Annotated in this window: 18 protein-coding genes and 1 pseudogene; 13 read left to right on the forward strand and 6 right to left on the reverse strand. The window is 55.7% G+C overall.

Annotation, left to right across the window (positions count from 1 at the left end):
* Window positions 1-287 precede the first annotated feature (287 nt).
* The 3 genes and pseudogenes from HY788_02305 to HY788_02315 all read right to left on the reverse strand — a co-directional run bounded on the left by HY788_02305 (window position 288) and on the right by HY788_02315 (window position 3,233).
* The gene (locus HY788_02305; GenBank protein MBI4773008.1) at window positions 288-1,298 is read right to left on the reverse strand and encodes an AAA family ATPase; all 1,011 of its coding nucleotides are present in this window, start codon (window positions 1,296-1,298) and stop codon (window positions 288-290) included.
* Between the two features lie 114 nt (window positions 1,299-1,412).
* Window positions 1,413-1,611, reverse strand: a pseudogene (locus HY788_02310) (hypothetical protein).
* 293 nt (window positions 1,612-1,904) lie between these two features.
* Window positions 1,905-3,233 carry a hypothetical protein gene (locus HY788_02315; GenBank protein ID MBI4773009.1) on the reverse strand — a complete coding sequence of 443 codons (1,329 nt, stop codon included), beginning with the start codon at window positions 3,231-3,233 and terminating at the stop codon, window positions 1,905-1,907.
* 616 nt (window positions 3,234-3,849) lie between these two features.
* On the opposite strand from HY788_02315, the gene HY788_02320 reads away from it, so the two are divergent.
* The 7 genes from HY788_02320 to HY788_02350 all read left to right on the forward strand — a co-directional run bounded on the left by HY788_02320 (window position 3,850) and on the right by HY788_02350 (window position 10,590).
* Complete coding sequence (locus tag HY788_02320; GenBank protein ID MBI4773010.1) at window positions 3,850-5,316, forward strand: chorismate-binding protein; 1,467 nt, start codon at window positions 3,850-3,852, stop codon at window positions 5,314-5,316.
* Window positions 5,317-5,327: 11 nt separating this feature from the next.
* Complete coding sequence (locus tag HY788_02325) at window positions 5,328-5,930, forward strand: aminodeoxychorismate/anthranilate synthase component II (protein MBI4773011.1); 603 nt, start codon at window positions 5,328-5,330, stop codon at window positions 5,928-5,930.
* A gap of 19 nt (window positions 5,931-5,949) precedes the next feature.
* The gene (gene trpD / locus HY788_02330; GenBank protein MBI4773012.1) at window positions 5,950-6,957 is read left to right on the forward strand and encodes an anthranilate phosphoribosyltransferase; all 1,008 of its coding nucleotides are present in this window, start codon (window positions 5,950-5,952) and stop codon (window positions 6,955-6,957) included.
* Between the two features lie 12 nt (window positions 6,958-6,969).
* Window positions 6,970-7,785 carry an indole-3-glycerol phosphate synthase TrpC gene (gene trpC, locus HY788_02335; protein ID MBI4773013.1) on the forward strand — a complete coding sequence of 272 codons (816 nt, stop codon included), beginning with the start codon at window positions 6,970-6,972 and terminating at the stop codon, window positions 7,783-7,785.
* 6 nt (window positions 7,786-7,791) lie between these two features.
* Complete coding sequence (locus HY788_02340) at window positions 7,792-8,442, forward strand: phosphoribosylanthranilate isomerase (protein ID MBI4773014.1); 651 nt, start codon at window positions 7,792-7,794, stop codon at window positions 8,440-8,442.
* Between the two features lie 97 nt (window positions 8,443-8,539).
* Window positions 8,540-9,748, forward strand: a complete 1,209-nt coding sequence (gene trpB, locus HY788_02345; GenBank protein ID MBI4773015.1) for a tryptophan synthase subunit beta — start codon at window positions 8,540-8,542, stop codon at window positions 9,746-9,748.
* Window positions 9,745-10,590, forward strand: a complete 846-nt coding sequence (locus HY788_02350) for a tryptophan synthase subunit alpha (GenBank protein MBI4773016.1) — start codon at window positions 9,745-9,747, stop codon at window positions 10,588-10,590. Before trpB ends, HY788_02350 begins: the two co-directional genes overlap by 4 nt.
* Before the next feature lie 213 nt (window positions 10,591-10,803).
* Here HY788_02350 and HY788_02355 read toward each other — a convergent pair whose 3' ends face one another.
* On the reverse strand, window positions 10,804-11,112 hold the full coding sequence (locus HY788_02355) for an IPTL-CTERM sorting domain-containing protein (GenBank protein ID MBI4773017.1): 309 nt from the start codon (window positions 11,110-11,112) through the stop codon (window positions 10,804-10,806).
* Window positions 11,113-11,639: 527 nt separating this feature from the next.
* Between HY788_02355 and HY788_02360 the strand changes: the two genes are divergently transcribed.
* From HY788_02360 to HY788_02375, 4 genes are read left to right on the forward strand one after another with little or no spacing between them, the layout of a single operon-like run.
* Entirely contained in the window at window positions 11,640-13,814 is a 2,175-nt protein-coding gene (locus HY788_02360) for a hypothetical protein (protein MBI4773018.1), read from the forward strand.
* A 24-nt stretch (window positions 13,815-13,838) separates the two neighbouring features.
* Window positions 13,839-14,960: a UDP-N-acetylglucosamine--N-acetylmuramyl-(pentapeptide) pyrophosphoryl-undecaprenol N-acetylglucosamine transferase gene (locus HY788_02365; protein ID MBI4773019.1), complete on the forward strand. Its 1,122-nt coding sequence runs from the start codon at window positions 13,839-13,841 to the stop codon at window positions 14,958-14,960.
* Window positions 14,961-14,985: 25 nt separating this feature from the next.
* Window positions 14,986-16,194 (forward strand): glycosyltransferase, encoded by a 1,209-nt coding sequence (locus HY788_02370; protein ID MBI4773020.1) that lies wholly within the window; start codon window positions 14,986-14,988, stop codon window positions 16,192-16,194.
* On the forward strand, window positions 16,188-17,957 hold the full coding sequence (locus HY788_02375; GenBank protein ID MBI4773021.1) for an ABC transporter ATP-binding protein: 1,770 nt from the start codon (window positions 16,188-16,190) through the stop codon (window positions 17,955-17,957). The genes HY788_02370 and HY788_02375 overlap by 7 nt, the downstream gene beginning before the upstream one ends.
* Before the next feature lie 75 nt (window positions 17,958-18,032).
* Here HY788_02375 and pgi read toward each other — a convergent pair whose 3' ends face one another.
* The gene (gene pgi / locus HY788_02380; protein MBI4773022.1) at window positions 18,033-19,658 is read right to left on the reverse strand and encodes a glucose-6-phosphate isomerase; all 1,626 of its coding nucleotides are present in this window, start codon (window positions 19,656-19,658) and stop codon (window positions 18,033-18,035) included.
* Window positions 19,659-20,433: 775 nt separating this feature from the next.
* Between pgi and HY788_02385 the strand changes: the two genes are divergently transcribed.
* Window positions 20,434-21,648, forward strand: a complete 1,215-nt coding sequence (locus HY788_02385; GenBank protein MBI4773023.1) for a glycosyltransferase — start codon at window positions 20,434-20,436, stop codon at window positions 21,646-21,648.
* A 420-nt stretch (window positions 21,649-22,068) separates the two neighbouring features.
* Entirely contained in the window at window positions 22,069-22,650 is a 582-nt protein-coding gene (locus HY788_02390; protein MBI4773024.1) for a 50S ribosomal protein L11 methyltransferase, read from the forward strand.
* Window positions 22,651-22,700: 50 nt separating this feature from the next.
* Here the strand turns inward: HY788_02390 and HY788_02395 are convergent, their stop codons facing one another.
* The gene (locus tag HY788_02395; protein MBI4773025.1) at window positions 22,701-23,414 is read right to left on the reverse strand and encodes a tetratricopeptide repeat protein; all 714 of its coding nucleotides are present in this window, start codon (window positions 23,412-23,414) and stop codon (window positions 22,701-22,703) included.
* Window positions 23,415-23,551: the final 137 nt, after the last annotated feature.

Here is a 23,551-nt window from a genome sequence, read left to right on the forward strand (position 1 = left end):
ATGATAACAAAAATAAGGCAGTTAGGTCATGTAGAGAGGGGTAACAAGGTAGGTTCTACGGGTACATATTATGTAACCGATTGAAACTATTATTAATTTCCGTATCGCGAAGGCTTATCTCTGAAACTCCTGTTTGATTTCAATAAACAATAATCGATCATCGAGTTCAACGATGAAGTCAACCGCTTTCATGCAATGGGACAGGCCATGAGTGGCACCTTCGTCGAACCTTCTCGCGATTGCGCTATCAGGTAATTCGAGTAGGAGATTGCCCTCTGTGAGTATGGTCATTGTGCGGGACCTCCCAAACTGCGTTTTACCTCTCGATCATACAACCCGGCGAAAGCTTCGGCGATGGCATTCGGGTGTATGTCCAGATACCTGTTGGCACTATGACACTGAATGTTCCCAGTTTCCGTGTCATGATATAACGAGTGAAACGCTACGTCGTCCGTCTCCTTTTTTCGTAAATCAAGTTCTTTAAGGATCACATAGTCGTGAGTGGCCAGGAAGACTTGGATATCGAGTCTGTGAAGCTCCAACAGAATACTTATCAGTATCCCGAACAGCTTTGGATTAAGATTGGCTTCCGGTTGGTCCCAGAATAAGACTGATCCATCTAGTAGCGTTCCATTCTGAATTAGTAGCCATAGAAGCCCAAGCTTCCTCATTCCTTCAGCCAAAAGTGTAAATTCAAGCTCACCTTCCCTGTTTTTCAAGAAAAACTGCTCGTCCTTTTGTATAATCTTTCCTTCAATTACTTTTTGGATCATCTCTAATAGTCGTTTTCGCTTTCTTCCCATCGGGCCTCTCAGTGGAGGGACGTATGCATTATATAGGATGTCAGCATATACCTCTTCGAAATGGATATCGTGCGCTTTATACAGAGATAAGAACCCAGGCGCGTTAGCCAACATCTCTTTCACAGGTATATATACGGATTTTGCAATCGATTCTCCCTTCCATCCTTTGTTCCAGCGTACGGTATCCTTTGTGTGATTAGAGAAGCTCAGACTGAGCAGCTTATCATTCCTATATATTTTGACTTTTGCAGCTGAACTGCCTCTTGTGCGTGTGACTAGGCGGCCGATTCTTTTGTCTTTGGGCAAGAAAACCGCCGCGATCTTGTCCGAAACCCGCTTGTCTTCTTTGTGAGCGGCGAGGACCGAATAGAGGATTTTCAGGAGATGTGTTTTACCCGTTCCATTTGGCCCGATGAGAACATTCACCCCCGGAGAAATCCGCATATCCAGTTTCTTGAAGGCAGTAAAATTCGTGAGCTCAACTCTCTCGATCATTGCTCTTTCTCCCTATTGGTCTCCGCTGAGTAGTCATAGATTGGTTTGTCAATTCGACTGGGCGAGTCAACTATTCCCCTTTCATAACGGCGTGGCCTCTCTCGGAATTCTGCTTTACAGGAGCCGGTAAAGGCCGTCTTCCGAGACCACGTCGACGTTTCGGCCCAACAGATCACCCAAGTCCAGAAGGAGGGCGCTCAAATCGAGCAGACCGCGGTCCTCATCCATTTTGACCGGAAAGCCCACGTCGCTGTCCGCCCGGCACGCGCAGGATGTCCGTTTGTCGCTTTTGAAGAAGCTCGTTTATATCCATGGCTTGCGATTCTTAATCTCAAAAGTACAGGTTATGTGGCTACAGAAGACGGATCGGCTTTTGTGACTGCGCGGTGAATGCCGCTTGCGGGCAACTCTATAGAAATAAGGACAAAATAGACCAGAAACGGTCCGATTGTAAACCGATTTTCCCCGTCACATCCGGTGTTCAAACGATTTCGAAGCAATGGATGTTTTGGGCGCAGAGCGACCAAAACAAGCTCAAGGAGTTTAGGAGGGGAGCCCGAGGGGAACCCTTTGCAAAGGGGTCCCCTCGGCGCCGGAGTTTTGCATCTATTCGCCCAACAGCAGTTCAGACAAAATCATCAGCAGGCGGGCGTCTAGGCTCGGGATGGATTGGGCCTGGAAGTTCTGGTTTGATCGGTTCGAGGTCAGGTTCACAAAGCTCAGGGAGTTCGGGTCGAAGGTATAGCCGTCTTTGGACGGAGTCGCGGCCCCGGACCAGTTGTAAGGCACCATTCGGCTGTAAAACCCGGAGGCGTCCGTGGTTGCCGTGCCTGCGCCATTGCTGAAGGTGACGAGTACTCCCGCAACGGGAGCTCCGGCGGCTGTGGATATGGCGCCTGAAACCACAGGATCCGGCGGGGGAATCACTTGGGCCTGAAAATTCTGGTTGGATCGGTTCGAGGTCAGGTTCTGGTAACTCAGATTAACCGGATTGAACGTATAGCCGCTCCTGGACGGAGTCACGGCGCCGGACCAGTTGTAAGGCACGGTGCGGCTGTAAAACCCGACGACGTTGGTCGTCACTGTGCCGCCGCCATTGCTGAACGTCACGAGCACTCCCGGCACGGGGGCTCCGGCGGCCGTGGATATGGTGCCCGAAACCACGGGGTCCGACGGGGGAGGAGGCGGCGGCGGCGTATCGTCGCACGTAGAGACACCCATCTGCCGTCCGAAGTCCTGGGTCCAGTAGTGTCCATAGGTGCTCGATTCGCCGTAGGCGTATCCTACCCCCAGGTCGCAGAAATTGGGCTCGAGAATGTTGGCCCGGTGGCCCGAGCTGTTCATCCACCCGTTCATGACGGTCTGGGGCGTGCTGTATCCGGCCGCGATGTTTTCTCCCGCGTAGTTCCAGATGTAGCCTGCCTCGGTGATGCGTACGGAAAATGCGCGACCGTCGAGGCTGGTGTGGTCGAAGTAGTCGTTTTCGGCCATGTCCTCGGAATGATTCCGGGCGGCGGACACCAGGCGGTCGTCGCAGTTCAACCCGCTCAGGCTGTTGGCCGCCCGTTCCTGGTTGACCAGATTGAACACCTCTTCTTCATTGGAAAGCACCGTGCCCACGCATCCGGCCGGCGTTCGGGCAAGAGCCGGATCGATTTCCCGGATGACGTACAGGGATTCGTCTATCGGACGGATCTGAAAAGAAGCATTGTCAAACGTGACGCTGCCGGAGAGGCTGATTTCGCTGTATACGAGGGTTACCTCGCTTCCGGAAATCCCCTCCAGCCTCCCGATCCAGGCCAAACCCGCGAATCCGGCTTCCAACCGTTCGAGTACGGCCGTAACGATGGTGTCATCGAACAGGTTCAGGGTCAGACGCGTCGGCGGCTGAACGTCCGCGGCCCCGAGGCCCTTCGCCGGAGAAAGCAGTTGCATCCGCAGATGCACGAGCCGGCTGCGCAGTACGATGGGCGAATCCTTGGAGCCGATCTTTTTGGCGGGAGTTTGAACGGCTTTCGAAAAAAGACCGATGTCGTCCGCACGGTCAGACGCGATACAGGTACGTGATGGGCGGCCGTTATATTGGATGGTCGGTTCGGTCATGGTGCTCGATTCCTTCCCGGTTGGGTATATTGCAGAATATTACAAAGCATTATAACCCGATTCGCCGCATTCGTCAACCATTCTTCCATGGACCGGGGCCGGACACGCCGGGACCGCCCATTCCCGGCGGAAACGATTGGAGGCGCGCCAAATTGTTATTCAACCTCAAACCCGCCCGGAAATCAAACCCCCCGAACGAATATTCTTGACAAGCCTCCGGTCAGCGGATATGGTGCGTTATTCACTGTAAGGAATTTATTTATGATGACCAACATGCTGCACAATTTGAACAACTGGTGGTGGCCCTGCTACATAGGAGGGGTTTGCCGGTAACGTTTGAATGCTGAAAAAATATCGGGCGGTCCCCTCCAAGGGGCCGCCCTTTTGTTTTAAGAAACGCGGGTGGCCGACGAGCCGTCCGCGTTTTTTCATTTGAGGAGGTCGAAAGTTGGATAGAGATCGGTTTTTGGAATGGGCGGGAAAGGCCAATGTCATTCCCGTGTATCGGGAAATTCTGGCGGATCGGGACACGCCGGTGGGACTGCTCTACAAACTGGGAGACAAGGTCCGATTCCTTCTGGAAAGTGTGGAAGGCGGGGAACGATGGGGGCGGTACAGCATCTTAGGCCTCGAACCTGAAGGAGAGATCGTGCTCTATCCCAACGAAGCATCCATCCGCATCAAAGAGGACTCCCGGCGGGTTCCGGTTGGCGCTGATCCCCTGGCGCTTCTGCGCGAGCAGACCCGTGGTTTCCGGCCGGCGGAAGTGGAAGGCATTCCCCGATTTTCCAGCGGCCTGGTGGGGTACTTTTCGTACGAACTCATTCATTTTCTTGAACGGATGCCTTCGCTCAAAGCTGAAGCGATAAAATCGCCCTTGGCGTACCTGTTGCTCGTAAAAGACCTGATCGTGTTCGACAACGTCAAGCACACCATGAAAGTGGTGGTCAATGCGTACCTGGACGACAACAGCGATCCGATCCGGGTTTACGAAGACAGCCTGGCGCGCATCGAGGCCTTGATGAAGGAGATCGAAAATCCCGTAAGCACGACCGCCCCGGAAAAACTGGACCGGCCTTTCGTAAGAGTCGAACCGGAAGATCAGACATTCGAGGCTCAAGTTCAGGCGGTCCAGGAATACATTCGCGCGGGCGAGGCGATCCAGGTGGTCATTTCACGCGAATTTTCCCTTCCCAACGTGGCGGATACGGCGGACCTCTATCGCGCTCTCCGTTACGTGAACCCTTCCCCGTATCTCTTCCTTTTAAGAACGCCCCAGGTGAATCTCATCGGTTCTTCTCCGGAAGTCATGGTCCGCAAGGAGCGCAATACGGCTACGGTGCGTCCCATTGCGGGCACCAGGCCCCGGGGCGGCGACGAGCATGAAGATCAGCGCCTTGCCGACGAACTTCTGAACGATCCCAAGGAGAAGGCCGAACATGTGATGCTGGTGGATCTGGCCCGCAACGATCTGGGCCGGGTGGCGCAGATCGGCACGGTGCAGGTAACGGAATACATGACCATCGAGCGATACTCCCACGTGATGCATCTGGTGTCCAACGTAACGGCGGAACTGGAAAAAGGGAAAGATTGTTATGACGTGATTGCAGCCACGTTCCCAGCAGGCACCCTGACCGGGGCTCCCAAGGTGCGGGCCATGGAGATCATCCACGAAATGGAATCCGGCCCCAGGGGGCCTTACGGGGGAGCTGTAGGATACATCGGTTTTGATGGCGAAATGGACCTTTGCATCACCATACGCACCCTGGTCCAATCCAACGGCCGGATTTCCTGGCGCGCGGGAGCAGGCATCGTATTCGATTCGGTTCCGCAAAACGAGGCTATGGAAACGGTTCACAAAGGACGCGCCATGGAGAGGGCCGTGGAAATGGCGATTAACGGGCTCAGACTATAGGAGGCATACCCATGATCTTCTTATTGGATAACTACGATTCGTTTACCTACAACCTGTTTCAGTACATGGGCGCCCTGGGGCGCGAGGTGAACGTTGCGCGGAACGACCGGATCCGTCCTGACGAGATCCTGAGCATGGAACCGGAGGCCATTGTGATTTCTCCCGGTCCTGGTAATCCGGATAGCGCCGGAATCACGCTGGAGCTGCTCAAGGCCGTAGGCGGTTCGATCCCCATACTGGGAGTTTGCCTTGGTCATCAAGCCATCGTGCAGAGTCTTGGGGGGCGCGTGGTGCGCAGTGAACGCATCATGCACGGCAAGACGTCGAGCATGTCTCATGACGGCAAAACCCTGTACCAGGGCATTCGGAATCCGTTTTCGGGCGGGCGCTATCATTCGTTGATCGCAGAGGAGGACTCGCTGCCCGAGTGTCTCGAGGTGAGCTGCCGGTCCGAGCACGGGGAGATCATGGGAGTACGGCATCGGGAGCTTCCCATCGAGGGGGTTCAATTTCATCCGGAATCCGTACTCACACAGAGCGGCAAGCGTTTGCTGAGAAACTTTCTCACCCTGGTGGATCGATGCGGGAATCGCCAAACTTCCCGAGCCGCTTAAGGAGGCCTGAATGGATACGATGAAGGAAGCTATTGCGCTATTGGCCGAGGGACAGAACCTGTTGCCCTCGCAAATGGAACGGTCCATGGAAAGCATCATGGAAGGGAAGGCGACATCGGCTCAGATCGGGGCGTTCCTGATGGGCCTGCGTGTCAAGGGAGAGACGTCGGCGGAAGTCGCGGCCGCGGCCCGGATCATGAGACAGAAGGCCGTTCGGCTGGACTGCCGTGCGAATACGGTGGTGGATACCTGCGGGACCGGGGGGGACGGGAAAAACACGTTCAACATATCCACAGCCGCAGCTATTGTGGCGGCGGGCGCGGGAGCCGTTGTTGCCAAGCACGGCAACCGGTCCGTTTCCAGTTTGTGCGGCAGCGCGGACGTGCTGGCGGAATTGGGGGTAAATCTCGATGCCGAGCCCGATCTAGTGGAAGAATGCGTATCCGAAATCGGCATTGGATTCCTGTTTGCACCCAAACTGCATCCGGCCATGAAACACGCCATCGGCCCCAGAAAAGAGATGGGTATCCGGACGCTCTTCAACCTCCTTGGCCCTTTGTCCAACCCTGCCGGCGCCTCGGCCCAACTGCTGGGCGTGTTTCACCCGACGCTGACCGAAACCTTTGCCCGGGTGCTGGCGGACCTCGGCAGCCGGCATGCCATGGTGGTTCACGGACTCGACGGGCTGGACGAAATTTCGGTCACAGGTCCAACGCGCGTTTGTGAACTCAAAGATGGCGTCATCCGAACCTACAATTTGGATCCGGAACCTTACGTGGACCGATTGGCCCGGCCCGATGACCTCAAAGGGGGCGACGCGGTGGAGAATGCGCGCATCATTCGGGGGATTCTCAAAGGTGAATCGGGGCCCCGGCGGGACGTGACCGTGCTGAACGCGGCAGCGGCTCTGGTCGTGGCGGGCAAAGTCGCCGATCTGAAGGATGGTGTGGAAGCGGCCTCGCGAAGCATAGACGCGGGTTCGGCGCGAGAGAAGCTGGAAGCTCTCGTTGAAATGTCCAACAGTTGAAGGAAACGTGTCATGATTGTCCACGCACACCCTCAAGAAAGAAGAAAAAGCTCCATTCTGGCGGAGATTCTGGATCGGAGAGCGTCGGATCTGGAAGCGATCAAGCAGGAGATTCCGCTCGATCGGATAAAGGATGAAGCCTTCGAGGCAGGGCCTCCCCGTGATTTCATGCGGGCCATCAAAAATCGAACACCCGCCGTGATCGCGGAATTCAAGAGATCCTCGCCTTCCGCCGGTGTGCTCCGCAAGCAAGCACAGCCGGCGGCAACGGCCCGCATGTACGAAGACCACGGGGCGGCGGCTGTTTCCGTATTGACCGAACCCCATTATTTCGCCGGCAGTCTGGACGATTTGCGGGAGATCCGCAGCCATATTCAGCTTCCCGTATTGCGAAAAGATTTTATTGTGGATCCCTATCAGGTGTACGAGTCCAGGGCCGCCGGCGCGGACGCGTTCCTCCTCATAGCCGCGGCTTGCACCACGGAACAGTTGCGGACCTTGATACAACTGGGGAACGACCTTCACATGGCGGCTTTGGTGGAAATACGCGATCAGGAGGAATCGGATCGGGCCGTCCGGGCGGGCGCCGCGCTTATCGGCATCAATAACCGGTGTCTGAACACGTTCACGGTGGATCTCGGCACGACACTCGACCTGGCGCCCCGGATGCCGCCGGAGTGTACAGTGGTGGCTGAAAGCGGCTTCCGAACGCATGAGGATTTGGAGCGGTGCCGTTCCGCAGGGGTACAAGCCTTCCTCATCGGCACGGCGCTGATGTCGGCCCCGGATCCGGGTGAAGCCCTGATGAATCTCTTAAGAAAGAGGTAGAGCAAAATGGCGCGAATCAAGATTTGCGGGATTACTTGTTTGGAAGACGCCGAAGCTGCTGTGGAGGCGGGAGCGGATGCTCTGGGCTTTGTGTTTTACCCCCGAAGCCCGAGGTATGTTCCTCCTGCGGAAGCCATGGAAATCTGCAAACGCGTGCCCCCTTTCGTTTGGAAAGTAGGCGTGTTCGTCAACATGGATTGGAAGGTAGTGGACATGATTCGAAAGGGATGCGGGCTGGATGTGCTTCAGCTCCATGGTGACGAATCCCCCGAATATTGTCGTTCCTTCTCGAACGTTCGGATTTTCAAAGCTTGTCGGATGCGAAACGCTTCGGATCTTGAACCACTGGATGCTTACAGCGGGATACACGCGATCCTCGTGGACGGGTATCATCCGGATCTCTGGGGTGGCAGCGGAGTTCAGGCTCCCTGGCAACAGCTTGAAGGTCTTTCCAAGCGGTTCAACCTGGTGCTGGCCGGCGGTTTGACACCGGAAAACGTGGGGAAAGCCATCCAATGCGTTCGGCCCTACGCGGTGGATGTTTCCAGCGGAGTCGAAGAGAAGCCGGGGAAGAAGGACCACGTCCGAATGGCTCAGTTCATTCAGGCCGCGCGGGAAGCCTCGATGAAGAACGGCAATGGCAACGGTCGCATTTAATTCTCGCCGGCGGAAACGAAGGACGGAAGTCAAGGTTTTCAGCACGTTCCCTGTCCTTGGGGCGCAAACCAGGAACAGACAACCATAAGGAAAACCCATGCATGCAACAGAACCGAATATAGGCCGATACGGCGTCTTCGGCGGCCAATACGTGCCCGAAACGCTGATGCCGGCCTTGCAGGATTTGGAGAGGGCGTTTCTGGAAGCTCAACAGGATTCTGAGTTTCAGAAAGAGTTCCAGCGACAACTCAAGACCTATGCAGGAAGAGAAACGCCGTTAACGAAAACGCAAAATCTTTCCGGCAGGACCCCCGGAGCGGTGGTGTATCTCAAAAGGGAAGACCTGTTACACACCGGGGCGCACAAAATCAACAACACGATCGGCCAGGCCCTTTTGGCGCGATTCATGGGCCGAAAGCGTATCATCGCGGAAACGGGGGCGGGTCAGCACGGCGTTGCCACGGCCACGGTGGCCGCCCTGTTCGGCATGGAATGCCGGGTGTTCATGGGAACGGAGGACATGAAGCGTCAATCCCTGAACGTCGCCCGTATGCGGATGCTGGGTGCGGAAGTGGCGCCTGTCGAGTCGGGAACGTGCACACTCAAGGAGGCCATGAACGAGGCCATGCGGTACTGGGCGTCTTGCGTGCGGGATACGCATTACGTGGTTGGAACCGCGGCGGGACCTCATCCCTATCCCATGATCGTGAGGCAGTTCCAGCAGGTCATCGGTGAAGAGACCCGGCGGCAGGTGTATGAAAACGAGGGACGTCTCCCGGATCTTCTGATTGCCTGCGTGGGCGGTGGAAGCAACGCCATCGGCATGTTTTACCCCTTTCTGAGAGATGAGAACGTGCGTATGGTGGGAGTGGAGGCCGGAGGTCTCGGACTGGATACCAAGCTTCACGCGGCATCCCTCAACGGCGGGAGGCTGGGGGTTTTGCACGGCTGCATGAGCTATGTGTTGCAGGACGCGGAAGGTCAGATTCGAAACGCGCACAGCATATCCGCCGGACTGGACTATCCCGGTGTCGGGCCGGAGCACGGCTATCTGTTCGAGAGCGGCCGGGTTCACTACGCCACGATTAAAGATGGGGAAGCCGTGGAGGCAGCCCGACGCCTCGCGCAGGAAGAAGGTATTATTCCCGCCCTGGAAAGCGCCCATGCATTGGCGTGGCTTTATCGTAACGAAGAGCGCCTGGAACCGGGCAGCATTGTCGTGTTATGTCTCTCCGGGCGAGGCGACAAGGACATGGCCACGTTCATGCGCGAGCTGAAGCTCGAAGACCCGGAGGTGAAGAAATGAATCGGATCGATCGCACATTCCAAAGGCTGAAAAAGGACAATCGAAAAGCCCTGATTCCTTTCGTCGTTTCCGGCGACGGAGGCGAGGAGACGACTTCACGCATGGTGCTCGAGCTGGAAGCCGCAGGTGCGGATCTGGTGGAACTGGGCATGCCGTTTTCCGACCCCATTGCCGACGGACCGGCGATACAGCGTGCGGCGGGCCGCGCTCTCGGGGCGGGGTACACAACGAAAAAACTGTTTCGCATTCTGGAAACCGTCCGAAGCCGCACGGAGATCCCTGTTGTCTTGATGGGCTACTTCAATCCGATTCTGGCCTATGGCGTCGAGCCGTTCTGTCGAGACGCCGCCCGCGCCGGGGCGGACGGGCTTCTGGTCGTGGACCTGCCGTTGGAGCAGCTGGCCGCGTTGAAAGACCCTTTTCAAACAGCGGGTTTGCATTCCATTCTGCTGGCCGCGCCTACCAGCGGTCCGGACCGTATCGAGCGCATCTGTGGAAAGGCCGGAGGTTTTGTCTATTACATTTCCCTGACCGGTGTGACCGGAACGGAAAACGCCCTCAACTTGACGGAAATTCATGGTAACGTTCGTCATATCAAGTCAAAAACGGATCTGCCCGTGGTGGTAGGATTCGGCATCAGCCGTCCCGAACAGGTTCGCGACGCCGGTCATGCGGCCGATGGGGTGGTGGTGGGTAGCGCGTTGGTCCGCGTCATGGAGCGCCACCTCGACAGTCCCGACCTGTTCGAACAAGCCCGTCTGTTCATTGAAGGGCTGCGGGCGGGGCTGGACTCGATCGAAAGCGGCGGCGAAGGTTCTCTGCCGCGTGCGGCGGCTGTTTAATGTCAAAACCATGCTGAAATACAGCGAGCCTTCACCGCTCTTCCTGTATGGACCGGGGTCAAGGGTTGCCGGTGTTCGGAGGCATGGGGCGGGATCGCGCTGCAGGGGCGGGCTTCAAACTCGTTTCCAAGAGATTCCGGGCAATGCGAAGTAACGCGAAAGGGCCTTTGCAGGCCCTTATCCTGTGTCCAGCCGGACTATAAGGATGGCGACTTAGGACCGACGGTGATGCCGGCGGAACACGATAACAACGGCGCAGGCCATAAGCAGGCCCAGGATAGCGGCGCCCCACTCGTTTAGGGTGGGAACGACCTCCCTTCTTTCAGTCACCGTGCTGTTGATCTGCATGGTGGTCAGGTTGACTTCGGAAGATGCGCCATTGGAAAGCACATCCGACGCGCCCGTCGGTTGCACACTTTTGTCCGTAGAAGCGCTCAAAACCGGCAGCACGCCATATACCAGGACAAAACTCAGTGCAAAAACGACGACAATAACGAGCGATCTGTACTTTTCTTTACACATAAATTAAGTATACCTCTCTTTGCACATGAATTAAGTATACTTCACTTTACCCACCAACTAAGTGTACTTCAATAGTTTTGAGAATTTCAAGCTTTTTTTTCCAGCCTTTTTCCCCTGCAGTGCGAGGTAATGTGGTGAGGAGCGCCATTACAGATGAGGTAATGTCCTTCGGGCTTGTCATTTCCGTTTACGACGTCCGCGCTCTTGTTTTCGAACCGGCCCGTTTGAGATCCTGTCCGGTGCGATTGGGCGGATCTTCGTGAAAAATCCGTTTTCGAGTCCGCATGAACTATAGGATACAATAGCAATTGGCCCGCGAGGGACTCACCCATGTGCGATCTTTTCGTCGGCTCTGCCGTTGCCATGTTTGATCCGGTTCGAATCGTCGATTACAATACGTCCGGTGGTTTATCTTCCGAAAGGCAAGCGGCGCTCTGAATATTCGCCTGAAAAAGGAAGGATGCCCCATTCAACTTCGAAAGCGGGCGGATAGACGATAAAGCTTCGTGTGGCTCCAGAGAAGAAACATGATCCCACGTGAAGAAACAATAGGGAATAGACAACCCGCTTCGGAAACGGGATGGGCAGGAGTAACACGCTGCGCTTGGATCATCTATCCCATTTTAGCGTTTCTTGTCTGCGCCGGCTTGAGGGGATTCGATATCCTTCAATGGCAAGAACCCGCATTTCAGATAGACGGAGAAATGATACAGGCCGGCAGCGACAGCTATGCATGGCTTGCAGGCGCCAAAGGCCTCAATCAATATACCGGGGATTTCCTTCCTAACCTCGTCCGTTGGATTCATGACATAAGCGGCTGGAAGGTCGGGAACATCGGATTCTGGTTGCCGGCTCTATTGGCTCCGTTGGCGGCCGTACCGATTTGTCTTCTGGCCCTCTGGTGGGGATGGAACGAGGCCGCCATCGCTTCCGGGGTTCTCACAGGGATTTCCCTTGGTTTTCTTTTCCGAACCCGCATCGGATTTCTGGATACGGACACCCTGACCCTGTTCTTACCCCTTTGTCTCGCGCTCCTTCTTGTTGCGTGGCTCGAATCCACTCTCCGTCCACCTTGGGGCCGGGGAAGAAAGGCCGTTCACTGGAAGTTCTTCCTCAGCGCCGTTGTTATAGGTCTTATCGCAAAGGTCTATATCACCTTCTATCCGAGCGGCGAACCCATAGCGTTCAGTATAATCGCATGCGCATTTTTCCCTGCGCTACTGTTTGGAGGCAATGAGAAGCGCCTCGTCTTAGCGGCGGGTTTGTGCGCGGTGTTCCTGACAGCCCAACCGGGAGTGAACTCCGTCCTTTTTTCCGGCCCCCTGGTAGCTCTGGCCGTATGGCGCCCCGCTTATTTTGAAAAGAAATGGGTAGGCATCGTCGTCCTCGCGTTCTTAGCCTGCTGCATTGTTCTTTATGCGGACGTACCGCAGGCGTTCTGGAACATGCGATGGCATCTGCTTAGATATGGATCTCCCGTAAATTGGGGGGAGGGGGCGCTCAAGCTCCCCAATGTCACGGCAACCGTGAACGAAGCCTTAGCGATCAATTATATACTGGTTTCTTATTATATCGACGGGAGCGTGGTTTTACTGGCCATGGGTATGGCAGGATGTCTGTATCTCCTGATTCGCAGACCCGCCGCGCTGGTCTTTGCGCCCCTTTTTGTCCTCGGATTGGCCAGCATGAAACTGGGCTCCCGGTTTTCTATGTACGGAGCCGCCCTTTCCGGCATAGGGCTGGGGTGCGGTCTTACCCTGGCGATGCGAGATTTGAAACTGCCGGCCGCTTGGAGACGCGTTTTCTTGATGCTGCTCGTGGCGGGATTGCTCGTACATGCCGGAATATCGATGTTCGAGAACAGTCCTCATCCTTTTCTCTCGAAGGAAGTTACGCGGGCTCTGTTGAACTTGAAGAACAAAACATCCCGGAACGCCCAATTGTGGACCTGGTGGGATTTGGGTCATGCAGCCCGCTACTACGCGGAAAGAAGCGCCTTTGCCGACGGAACGAGAAACAACAGTGAGTACGTCCTTCCCCTTGCCTTTGTTTTTACCACGAACTCGGTCTCGGATGCCTATGAAGTCATGAGCTTCGCCGCAGTCCGGCAGGAGGAATCAGAGCCTATGGAAGATCAGAAGGCGCATCCGCCCCTGTACCGGAACCCTTTTGACGTGGTATTCAATAGGATGGAGACCGGAGATGAAAAGAACCTTCTTCGGGCGATCCGCACGATTTCCCTCCCGGCCGCCGGGACATTTCAGGACCAGTATCTGGCGCTTTCGTGGGAAGGCCTGGCGGTAGCGGGCGCCATAAGCCGTTTTGGAACATGGGATTTGGCAACAGGGGGATCGCATCCGGGAACCTGCTATGCCCTGATGGGTGGTGTTATCGACTACGACCTCGAAAACGGCGAACTACGCGTGAAGGACAGGATCTATAGGATTCAGGCGATCGAACTGTTAGGCGAACAGGGCCGGCGGCGCTATGCCTGGCCCGGAAGGAAAGACCGCTTGTTCGTCCTATGTAACGAAATCTCCAAGACCGTCCTTATGATGGACAAGACCATCTATGATTCGCTGATGGTTCAGATGCTCATAGAAAAACCGGAGCGTTTTGAGCCCCATTTTACACTGATTGAAGAAGGCTTTCCCTTTGCCAGAATCTTTCGGTTGAACAGAACGTTAGGGTATGATCAATGACCCCGGGCTGCAGAGAAGCGAGCAATGAGTAATAAAACACGGCCGATCAGCGTGGCCATTGGTCTTGGCGACACCGGCGGACACATCTATATTGCGGATGCGATTGCGGATCGGATCATGGAGGACGGTCCGGAAAACAAGTTGACCTTTGTCGGCGCTGAAGGGAGGCTCGATATGGTGCCCATCATCGGTGCTAAATATCCGATCCGCACCTATAAGATCCGTCCGTACAACAGGCGACATCGCATAAGAAACGCCTCGTTGATCTTCCAGCTCGTCCGATGCATGGCCAAATCGTTCGGGATCCTGCGATCTTGTGACCCTGACGTGGTAGTGGGAACGGGAGGGTATTCCAGCGGACCGTTCCTGCTGACAGCGAGTCTCATGAGGATTCCCAGTCTCATCATCGAGCCCAATTCACTGCCGGGATTGACGAACCGGCTTTTGAAACACAGCGTCGATCGGGTGTTGATCGCCTTCGCCTCCGCCGGAAACCACTTCCCTGAAAAGAAAGTGATCAACACGGGAATTCCGGTGAGAGACTCCGTTCTCCATCCTAACGGAGACAAAAGGGAAGCCTGCCGGTTATTCGGGCTGAATCCCGATCTTCGAACGATTCTCATAACCGGCGGCAGCCTCGGATCCGAGACCATAAACGGATTGATTTCCCGGAACCTTTCCCGATTATCGGCGAATAACGTGCAAGTGCTCTGGCAGACCGGCTTCCATCACATGGAAGCTGTGAGAGAAATTCTTAGGAAGAAACCATTTCCGAACTGCAAGCTCATACCCTATACGGATCGTATGGATAGCGCCTATTGTGTTGCCGATCTCGTGGTTTCCGCCGCGGGTGCGGTGAGCATCGCTGAATTGGCGGCATTGGGAAAACCGGCCATTGTGATCCCTTCAGTAGAGGCGACGGAAGACCATCAGACCAGCAACGCCATGGCGCTTCTGGAAAGCGGAGCTTGTCTGGTTATGTCCGATACGGAGGCAAAGCGCCGCTTGGTTGATTGCATGATCGACACGGTCCATGACCGTCAACTGCTTTCCGAGTTGAGTGTAAGTATCCGTGCTATCGGGAGATCGGACGCAACGGAAAGGGCTTACGGCGAAATCATCAAACTCGCGAGGGGAATCGACTGATGGATCCCTCTCTTCCTGGAAGACCATGACCAAGGTGGCCTTTCTACACCCGGATCTCGGCATTGGAGGCGCCGAGCGTCTGGTCGTCGACGCGGCTCTGGAACTGAGGAAAAGAGGGCATAATGTCACCATTTTCACCACTCATTACGATCCGGACCGATGCTTCGAGGACATCAGGAAGGAACATCTGGACATAAAGGTGGTGGATTCCGTCATTCCCAACGACGTGAAGTCCCATTTCCGCGCTCCCTGCTCCATAGCGCGAACAGCCTTTGCCGCCATGGTTATGGGTATGCACGCATCCTTCGACGTGGTGTTCTGCGATCTTGTTCCCCATATTATCCCTCTCGTACGACGAATGGCCAAGTCAAAGGTGATCTATTACTGTCACTATCCGGACAAACTCCTCACTCCGGAAAGGGCAAGATGGTACCGGTTTTACCGGGCCCCCATAGATCGCCTGGAGGAGTTCGGTTTGCGGTCGGCCGATCTCATCCTGGTCAACAGCTCTTTCACTGAATCTGTTTTCAGAGAGACCTTTCCCCGGCTTTGCCGCTCGGCGGTTTCCGTGCTCTATCCCGGCGTCGATCCGGCCGAATTCCAATCTTCGGAGACGGACGGAAAAACCGACCTGCGGGAGGAATCCATCATTCTTTCTTTGAACAGGTACGCGAAGGATAAGAATCTCGGTTTGGCCCTCGATGCCATGGGAAGCTTGAGAGAAAAGATCCCTTATGAAACCTTTAGAGGGCTGACACTCGTTTTTGCCGGAGGCTTTGACGGGCGTCTTTCCGAATGCAGGCAAGCCGTACGTTCTCTGGAGGAGAAAACCAGAGAGATGCATCTGTGGGACCATGTGAGGTTTCTCTTCTCCATTTCCGATGACGAAAGGAGAAATCTGCTCAAGGAGTGCCTGTGTCTGGTCTATACGAGCTGTAACGAGCATTTCGGAATCGGCATCATCGAAGCCATGGCCGGCGGGAAACCGGTCATTGCGGTAAACCGGGGCGGGCCCAAGGAAATCGTGCGGGATGGGGTCACCGGTTTCCTCTGCGATCCGGAACCGGAACCTTTTGGAGACGCCCTGGCCCAGCTTGTGGAACATCCGGATAAACGCAAACGAATGGGGGTTGAAGGCGAAAAAAGGGTCGCGTCGAGTTTCTCCCGTCATAGGTTTGGAGAGCGGCTCGACTGCATCGTAAGAACACTGGTTGGCGGAAGCGAGACATGCTGAAGGTGGTCAAAAGGATATTTCGGATGCTCCCTCGCCGGGTCCGTTGGCATTGGGCAAGTCTCATTCCGTTTTCCTTCTTCGAAGCGCTCTTCGAGAGCATGGGCGCCGGCGCGCTGTTTTTCCTCATCAAGATATTGAATAGTCCTGATGAAGTGTTCCATATCCCCGTTGTTGGGAGAATTTACTCCGCCATGTCCATAGAGCGGAATAGGAGCATCATTCTCTCGTTTGCCGTCATGGTCGTTCTCTTTTACCTCATTAAAAACGGCTTTGTATTCCTGTCCGTTTACCTGAGATGCAGTTTATCGAACAACACCGTGGCAAAGTTATCCAGCAGGATGTATAGCGGGTATCTCGATGCGCCTTACTCGTTTCATCTTCGACGGAATTCCGCGGATCTCATAGACATGGCTCTCAGGAGCATCCAGGAAGCCGTTCGCCTGGTATTGGCGTCGGCTGTTGCGCTTGGTTCGGAAATTCTGGTCCTCTTGGGCATCATTGCCGTGCTTGTCGCCGCTTCTCCTCTGATAACGATCGTTTCGGTAGCCCTACTCTCCCTTCTTCTGGGAATTCTTCTGCTGGCTACACACCGCATGTTTTTCGCGCTCGGAGCCCAGGAACAAGAGTTGAGAAAGGACGCGACCCGGCTCCTGCAGCAAACGTTCGGGAGTATCAAGGAGGTGAAGGTGATGGGCCGGGCGGGTCCCTGGAAACAGATGTTCGCCACTCTTCAGAAGACCCTCGCGCGCGTGAGGAGGTGGCACGAAACGCTCAATTCCTCCCCTCGTTTTGTCATAGAAACCGTATTCGTCGCCATTCCTCTGGTGATGGTGTTGTTCACATTTGACGAGGCGGATAGCAGCCGGGAACTGATGCCGGTGCTCGCCCTGTTTGCCTATGCCGGATTTCGGGCTATTCCATCATTCAATCGCGTCACCATGCACTTGAACAACATCAGGTTGGGCAGCAAGGCGGTCGAATTGCTCTGGAAAGACCAGGAAGAATTCCGGAGCACGAATGAGGATCGGGCGCCGGATCGGCCCGGACATCTGAATTTCGAGGCTTCAGTCGTGATCGAAAAGGTGAGCTACGGCTATGAAGCCAGAGGGGAGAAGATCCTTCAGGATATCAGTCTGACCGTCCAACAGGGAACGTCTTTAGGCATTGCGGGTGAAACGGGAGTCGGTAAAAGCACCCTCATCGATCTGGTGCTGGGACTCCTTGCACCCACCGGAGGACGCATTCTCGTCGACGGAAACGATATCAGGGAACACCTGCAGGCTTGGCATCGAAAAATAGGGTATGTTCCCCAGCATATCTACCTCTTCGACGATACCCTCAGAAGGAACATCGCCTTTGGCGTTCCCGACCATGAAGTGGACGAGGGTAAGATGGCCTCGTCGATTCGACTCGCAAGGCTCGAAAGTCTGGTTTCAAAGCTCCCCGATGGTCTGGACACCGTGGTGGGAGAACGAGGAATACGATTCTCGGGCGGCGAAAGACAGCGTGTGGCTATTGCCCGGGCCCTCTACCGGGATCCGGAGATTCTGATATTTGATGAGCCCTCATCCGCGCTCGACAGCCGGACCGAACTCGATCTCGCGGCCTCGATCCACGCCCTGCAAGGGGAAAAGACGGTAATCGTCGCCGCGCACCGATCGAATATGCTCAAGTTTTGCGATCGAATCGTGGTGCTCAAGAACGGGCGGATCGAGGAAGTGGAGAACGCGGATGTCTTCCCCGGGGAGGCGTCCCGCCGGTGAGAGAGAGCGAGCTCGTCGCCGGCTCAAGACGTTGCAGGCGGCGATCAGGGATCCCGAATTACAGGCCCGCCCCCTTCACGGTCCCGAGCCCCGGATCAGGGCGTTTGTCGAACGATCATGGCCAAGCCGGGGTTCCTCCCGGCTCTCGAGTTCCGGTATAATGCGCTGCGCCAGGGCCTTGCCCAACTCGACCCCCCACTGGTCGAACGAGTTGATGTTCCAGATGATTCCCTGAGTAAAAACGCTGTGCTCGTAGAGTGCGACGAGTTTGCCAAGCGTTTCCGGAGTGAGGCGCTCGGCGAGGATCATGTTGGAGGGGCGGTTGCCCCGAAAGACCCGGTGGGGTACGAGCCGGTCGGGCATGCCCTCGGCTCTCGCCTCCTCCTGCGTTTTGCCGAAAGCCAGCGCCTCGGCCTGGGCAAAGACGTTAGCCAGGAGCATGTCGTGGTGCCGCCCCAAGGGGTTGAGCGGCTGGGCAAAGGCGATGAAGTCGCACGGAATCAACTTGGTGCCTTGATGGATCAACTGGTAGAACGAGTGCTGGCCGTTGGTCCCCGGCTCCCCCCAGTAGATCGGGCCGGTTTGGTAGTCGACCTCGGCCCCCTCCAGAGTGACGTGTTTGCCGTTGCTCTCCATGGCGAGTTGCTGCAGATAGGCTGGGAACCGCTTTAGATACTGCTCGTACGGCAGGACCGCGACGGTCTCGGCCCCGAAGAAGTTGTTGTACCATACGGCCAAAAGGCCCATGAGCACCGGCAAGTTTTCGGCGAAGGGGGCGGTGCGGAAATGTTCGTCCATCTGATGGAATCCGTCCAACATGGCTCGAAAATGGGCCGGGCCGATGGCCAGCATGGTGGACAGACCGATGGCCGAATCCATGGAGTAGCGGCCGCCGACCCAGTCCCAGAATTCGAACATGTTGGCGGTGTCGATCCCGAATTTCGACACGCCCTCGGCGTTTGTCGAAACCGCCACAAAGTGCTTGGAAACGGATGCCTCGTCGCCCCCTAAGCCCGCCACGGACCAGTTGCGGGCCGTGTGGGCGTTGGTCATGGTCTCGAGCGTGGTGAACGTCTTGGAAGAGACGATGAAGAGAGTTTCCGACGGATCCAGATCCTGGACCGCCTCCGCGAAGTCGGCGCCATCGATGTTCGAGACGAATCGGAACGTCATGGCGCGCTCGCTATAGTACTTGAGCGCTTCGTAAGCCATGACCGGCCCCAGGTCCGAGCCCCCGATGCCGATATTGACGACATTCCGAATTCGCTTGCCGGAATGGCCCAACCAGGCGCCGCTCCGAACCCTGTCGGAGAATTTGGCCATCTTCTCTAGCACCGCATGGACCCGGGGCGTCACGTTCTCGCCGTCCACCATGATGGCTCCCCCAGGTGCCCGCAGCGCTATGTGCAGGGCCGCCCGTTTCTCCGTGAGGTTGATCTCTTCTCCCCGGAACATGGCGTCCGTTCGCGTTCTCAGGCCGGATTCCTCGGCCAGTTGCAGGAGTAGATCGAGGGTTTCGTTGGTGATGCGATTCTTGGAGTAATCCAGGTAGAGACCCGCGGCCTCGGCCGTCATCCGCTCGCCGCGGCCGGGATCGTCCGCAAAGAGTTCCCGGAGATGCAATTCCCGAGCTTGCCGATAGTGGGCTTCCAAGGCTTTCCAAGCCGGTCGTTGAGTGAGTGGTGTCATGTCCTTTGTCATGTTCGGGTTCCTTTCGTCCTGTCGTGCTCTTCAGTATCTATCTTTTTGGGCGGATCGCGGGGTTGTTCCATCCTGAAGTTCTTCCCTACCCCGAATGATACATGAAATCTTCCATAACCACAATTAACACTAATGATATCAAAGTAATGGCGATTTCGAACACCGAGCGCCTTCTTCGCAGCAGTCTCGCATTCCCGGGTAACCATTAGCCATGGCGAGGATTACCTCCGCATGCCCCAAGAAGAAAAGATGGATCTGATTTTACACTATTCGCCAAGGAGCTAGGGGAATCATCCGAATCCCCGCCGGGATGAACTCAATGTAATTGAGAGGAAAGAAGGGCTAAATGGGGTCAACCATGTATTTCCCGCGAGACTCCAACTCAGTATCCATCAGTTGAGAGCCCTTGCAGCGTCCCGATGCAAGGCGCATGCACGACTTTGATCTCTTGCCGAAGGATCGGCTAGGCCCCGAGTGGATTGGATCGAAAAAGCCTTGGGGTGAGATCCGGGTTCTGCTATACATCGAATCGTGAAGAAAGCACGGGCCTGGATGCGCAGGCGTGACGGAACAGGAGACCACGCGCGCGAAATTCGATAACGGATCGTCTCCTACGAGAAGGACGGTCCTCCCGGACCTCAAGGGGTATCGGAACGGATGGGCCGCGAGGCGCCGAGTGAATAGGCTCTTCTTGCGGTCCTGCGGCCGAACCCTCTTTGTTTCAACCTATGGATGAATTCGAATCCCGCCGGTTCGTCCATTTCGGGAAGCATTCTTGAAAAAGATCCTCTTTCTTTCCAACAGATTGCCGTATCCTCCCACGAGCGGCGGAGCCATAAAGCGGTGGAAGGTGGTGGAGTACCTTTCGGAACACCACGATCTGGGGATCGTCACCGTGCTGGCGGAAGCAGATCCGACCCACGTGGACGAGTTTACCTCGAAAATCAGATTGTCCCACTTCCACGGCGAGGTCCTCGACAGAAAAAGAAACGTGTGGAATCTGCTGTTGAGCTATCTCCACGGATTGCCTCTTTCCTATTATCGGAATTATTCTCCGTCGCTCAAAAAACATGTGCGTCAGGTTGCCGAAAACTACGATGCGCTGCTGCTGGATTCCAGCCTCATGTTTCCCTATGCGCCTCGAGATTGCCCTCGTCCGGTACTTCTGCACGAGCACAACGCGGAGTATGTGATCTGGTCCCGCTTCTGCGAAGTCGAAAAGAACGTGCTAAAAAAGATGATCCTTCTGATCGAGGCGAGAAGAATCAAAAACGCGGAAAGGGACTGCTGCAAAACGTCCTGCGCCATTTTTGCGGCGCCCAACGATATCCAAAGTCTTGCGGGACTCGGAATACCCCGAGATAAGTTTATCGAAACATACCACCTGGGGAACGAGGAACATCTGGATCTTCCCGATATCGACTTTCACGCCACGGAAAAGGCCCTCCTTTTCGTAGGAACGCCGGCATGGGAGCCCAACCTGGATGGTTTGACCTGGTTCATATCCCAAGTCTGGGATACGCTCAAAGCCCGGCATCCGGATCTGACGTTTTTCGTGGTGGGACGGGAGCCGGGAGCAAGACTGCGAAATCTCGTTCGTGACAGGAAAGATATCCGTTTAACGGGATTTGTTGAAGATCTTGAACCCTACTACTCGCGATGCCGTGTGTTTGTGGCGCCTCTGAGATTCGGAGCCGGCATGAAGGTAAAGATCATAGACGCCATGTACCGAGGCGTTCCCGTGGTCACTACGGCCGTGGGCGCGGAGGGACTCGGCGTGGAAGATGGGGAGCATCTCTTCGTTTCCGATACGGCGGACAACATGGCGGCGGACACCTGCGAGTTGCTTCAAAATGAAAGAACCTGGACCTCGATAAGGGATCGTTCGAGAACACTGGCAAGGGAGAGATATCGATGGGACAGGGTGTTTTACAATCTGGAATCCGGAATCCGGTCGTGTCTGGAAAGTGAGGACCGCAAAGCCCTCTGAAGTCTCTTCCAATTCTCATTTCTGCGGTTTTTGGCACAAGACGTCGCTTGCCGGGGTGTTGCCAGGGTGTATGGGGTATGTTATGCTTAAATCTAAAGAAATAAGCAGCCGTACACCTGGAGGTTCAATCTAAGGTTCCCCTCGCGACAAATCGCCCTCACCCGTTGCTCTGCGCTCCACATAGCCCACTGCCCGAACGCGGTGTCCGATGTTGCACATCTCCTGTTCCGGAAGACCTAACAGGTCTGAAAACCCGAGGTGTGGGTTTCCGCCATTCGCGGGAATGACCGGAAATAAGAAACGGTTTCAGCAACCGCCGCCTGATCGAATACCGTGTGCGCCTCATCATGTGAAAAGCTCCCGGCGTCATCCGCATCGGCCATTCCGATTTGGGAAGGAAAGCGGCTTAGGGTGGCGCACGTGAAAGAAGACGCGGGTCTCCGGCGTCAGGAGGATACGATTTACCTGGGACCCGGTCCGGGATTCGGCTCGGGTCGCCACCCCACAACACGAGGTTGCCTCGGTCTGATGGAATCCTTCTTTGAAGGGGGTCGCCCGGCCCGTGTTCTGGACGCGGGCTGCGGTTCCGGCATTCTGTCCATTGCCGCTTCGTTGCTCGGGGCCCGGACGGTGTTGGGCGTCGAAGTTGAAAAAACGGCAGCGGCCACCGCCCGCAGAAACGTCGGGTGGAACAACGTTCAGGACGTGGTAACCATCTTCCGCGGAGACCTGCAGGATGTCCTGGGGAGTTACGACCTCATCCTGGCCAATCTGGATCCGGGCGCTGCGGCGATCTTCGGTGTAACGTTAGGAAAGCGGCTGGTTTCGGGAGGTCATCTCATCCTATCCGGTTTGGCCGGGTTTGAAACAGATCACGCCCTCAAGCGCCTTGTTCAGGATCGCGGCCTCAACCTGTTGGAACATCTCAGAAAAGGAGGTTGGAGCACCTTATTGTTGAACAGACCGAAACTCAAAAACGAAACGGGATCAACCGATGCCTGAGCGCATCGGTTTCAGCGTGGGCGACCGCCGAAAGCGATGCGTACATGATTTCAACCGGGCGTCGAGGTAGACGGCGCCGGACCGCCACCCTCGGTTCCCAACTGTCTCAATAGCGACTCAGCCAGTTCCTTTGAAGCGGATTGCGGATAGGTCTTCAGAAACGCTTCATACATTGCGCGGGCTTTTTCGACATCTCCCGCCCCCCTGTACAACCTGGCGAGAACGAGGGTATTTTCTTCTTTCAGAAAGTCTCCCTGCTCCTTCTCGTTTTTCAGAAGCAGTTCCACTCCCTGGGCGTATTGGTTTAGAGCTTCATAGCTTTGCGCCAGGGCAAGGCGTACCGCTATTCGGGATTTGGGGTACGATTCGAGCCCTTTCAAGGCCCTTTCCAGCGTTACAGCCGCCGATTCGTAGTTCCCGGCTTTGAAGTACGCGCCTCCCAATTCCGCTGCGACGAGGGCCCCCCTTTCGGAGCCGGAATGGGTATCCAGATATCCCTTAAGGATTTCGATTTTCTTGTTCGTGTCTTCTTCGGCGTTTGCCTGGCCAAGGACCTGGTTGAATTCCAGTCGATTGGATTGGGCCTGATGTTTGAAGAAAAAGAAGCCGACGACCGCCAGAACAAGCACTCCCAGGACCGCAATGGAAAGGTTCGTCACCTTCTTGGGATTGGCTGTTATGTAATTGACGGCTCTCGTGGAAAGGGAGATAAATTCGTCCGGTTCCTTCAGCAACTGCTTCCTGCTAATTTTCTTGGTCTCCATGGGCATCCGCCTTGTGTTATTTTCGTACCCATTTAGCAGAGCGTCCCGGTTTCGTCAATCCCATGAACGAGGTCAATACGGCTATTTCAGGGAAAGATGTTGATGGTGGTGTGGGCTCTACGATCGAGACGGGAAGG

The sequence above is a fragment of the Deltaproteobacteria bacterium genome (assembly GCA_016208165.1).
Lineage (GTDB): Bacteria > Desulfobacterota > Desulfarculia > JACQYL01 > JACQYL01 > JACQYL01.

Coding starts and splice junctions, on each gene's coding strand:
- trpC (MBI4773013.1), top strand. CDS start 6,970: ATGATTGTCCACGCACACCCTCAAGAAAGAAGAAAAAGCTCCATTCTG.
- HY788_02350 (MBI4773016.1), top strand. CDS start 9,745: ATGAATCGGATCGATCGCACATTCCAAAGGCTGAAAAAGGACAATCGA.
- HY788_02375 (MBI4773021.1), top strand. CDS start 16,188: ATGCTGAAGGTGGTCAAAAGGATATTTCGGATGCTCCCTCGCCGGGTC.
- HY788_02395 (MBI4773025.1), bottom strand. CDS start 23,414: ATGGAGACCAAGAAAATTAGCAGGAAGCAGTTGCTGAAGGAACCGGAC.
- HY788_02315 (MBI4773009.1), bottom strand. CDS start 3,233: ATGCAACTGCTTTCTCCGGCGAAGGGCCTCGGGGCCGCGGACGTTCAG.
- trpD (MBI4773012.1), top strand. CDS start 5,950: ATGAAGGAAGCTATTGCGCTATTGGCCGAGGGACAGAACCTGTTGCCC.
- trpB (MBI4773015.1), top strand. CDS start 8,540: ATGCATGCAACAGAACCGAATATAGGCCGATACGGCGTCTTCGGCGGC.
- HY788_02340 (MBI4773014.1), top strand. CDS start 7,792: ATGGCGCGAATCAAGATTTGCGGGATTACTTGTTTGGAAGACGCCGAA.
- HY788_02325 (MBI4773011.1), top strand. CDS start 5,328: ATGATCTTCTTATTGGATAACTACGATTCGTTTACCTACAACCTGTTT.
- HY788_02370 (MBI4773020.1), top strand. CDS start 14,986: ATGACCAAGGTGGCCTTTCTACACCCGGATCTCGGCATTGGAGGCGCC.
- HY788_02305 (MBI4773008.1), bottom strand. CDS start 1,298: ATGATCGAGAGAGTTGAGCTCACGAATTTTACTGCCTTCAAGAAACTG.
- HY788_02365 (MBI4773019.1), top strand. CDS start 13,839: ATGAGTAATAAAACACGGCCGATCAGCGTGGCCATTGGTCTTGGCGAC.
- HY788_02360 (MBI4773018.1), top strand. CDS start 11,640: ATGATCCCACGTGAAGAAACAATAGGGAATAGACAACCCGCTTCGGAA.
- pgi (MBI4773022.1), bottom strand. CDS start 19,658: ATGACAAAGGACATGACACCACTCACTCAACGACCGGCTTGGAAAGCC.
- HY788_02355 (MBI4773017.1), bottom strand. CDS start 11,112: ATGTGTAAAGAAAAGTACAGATCGCTCGTTATTGTCGTCGTTTTTGCA.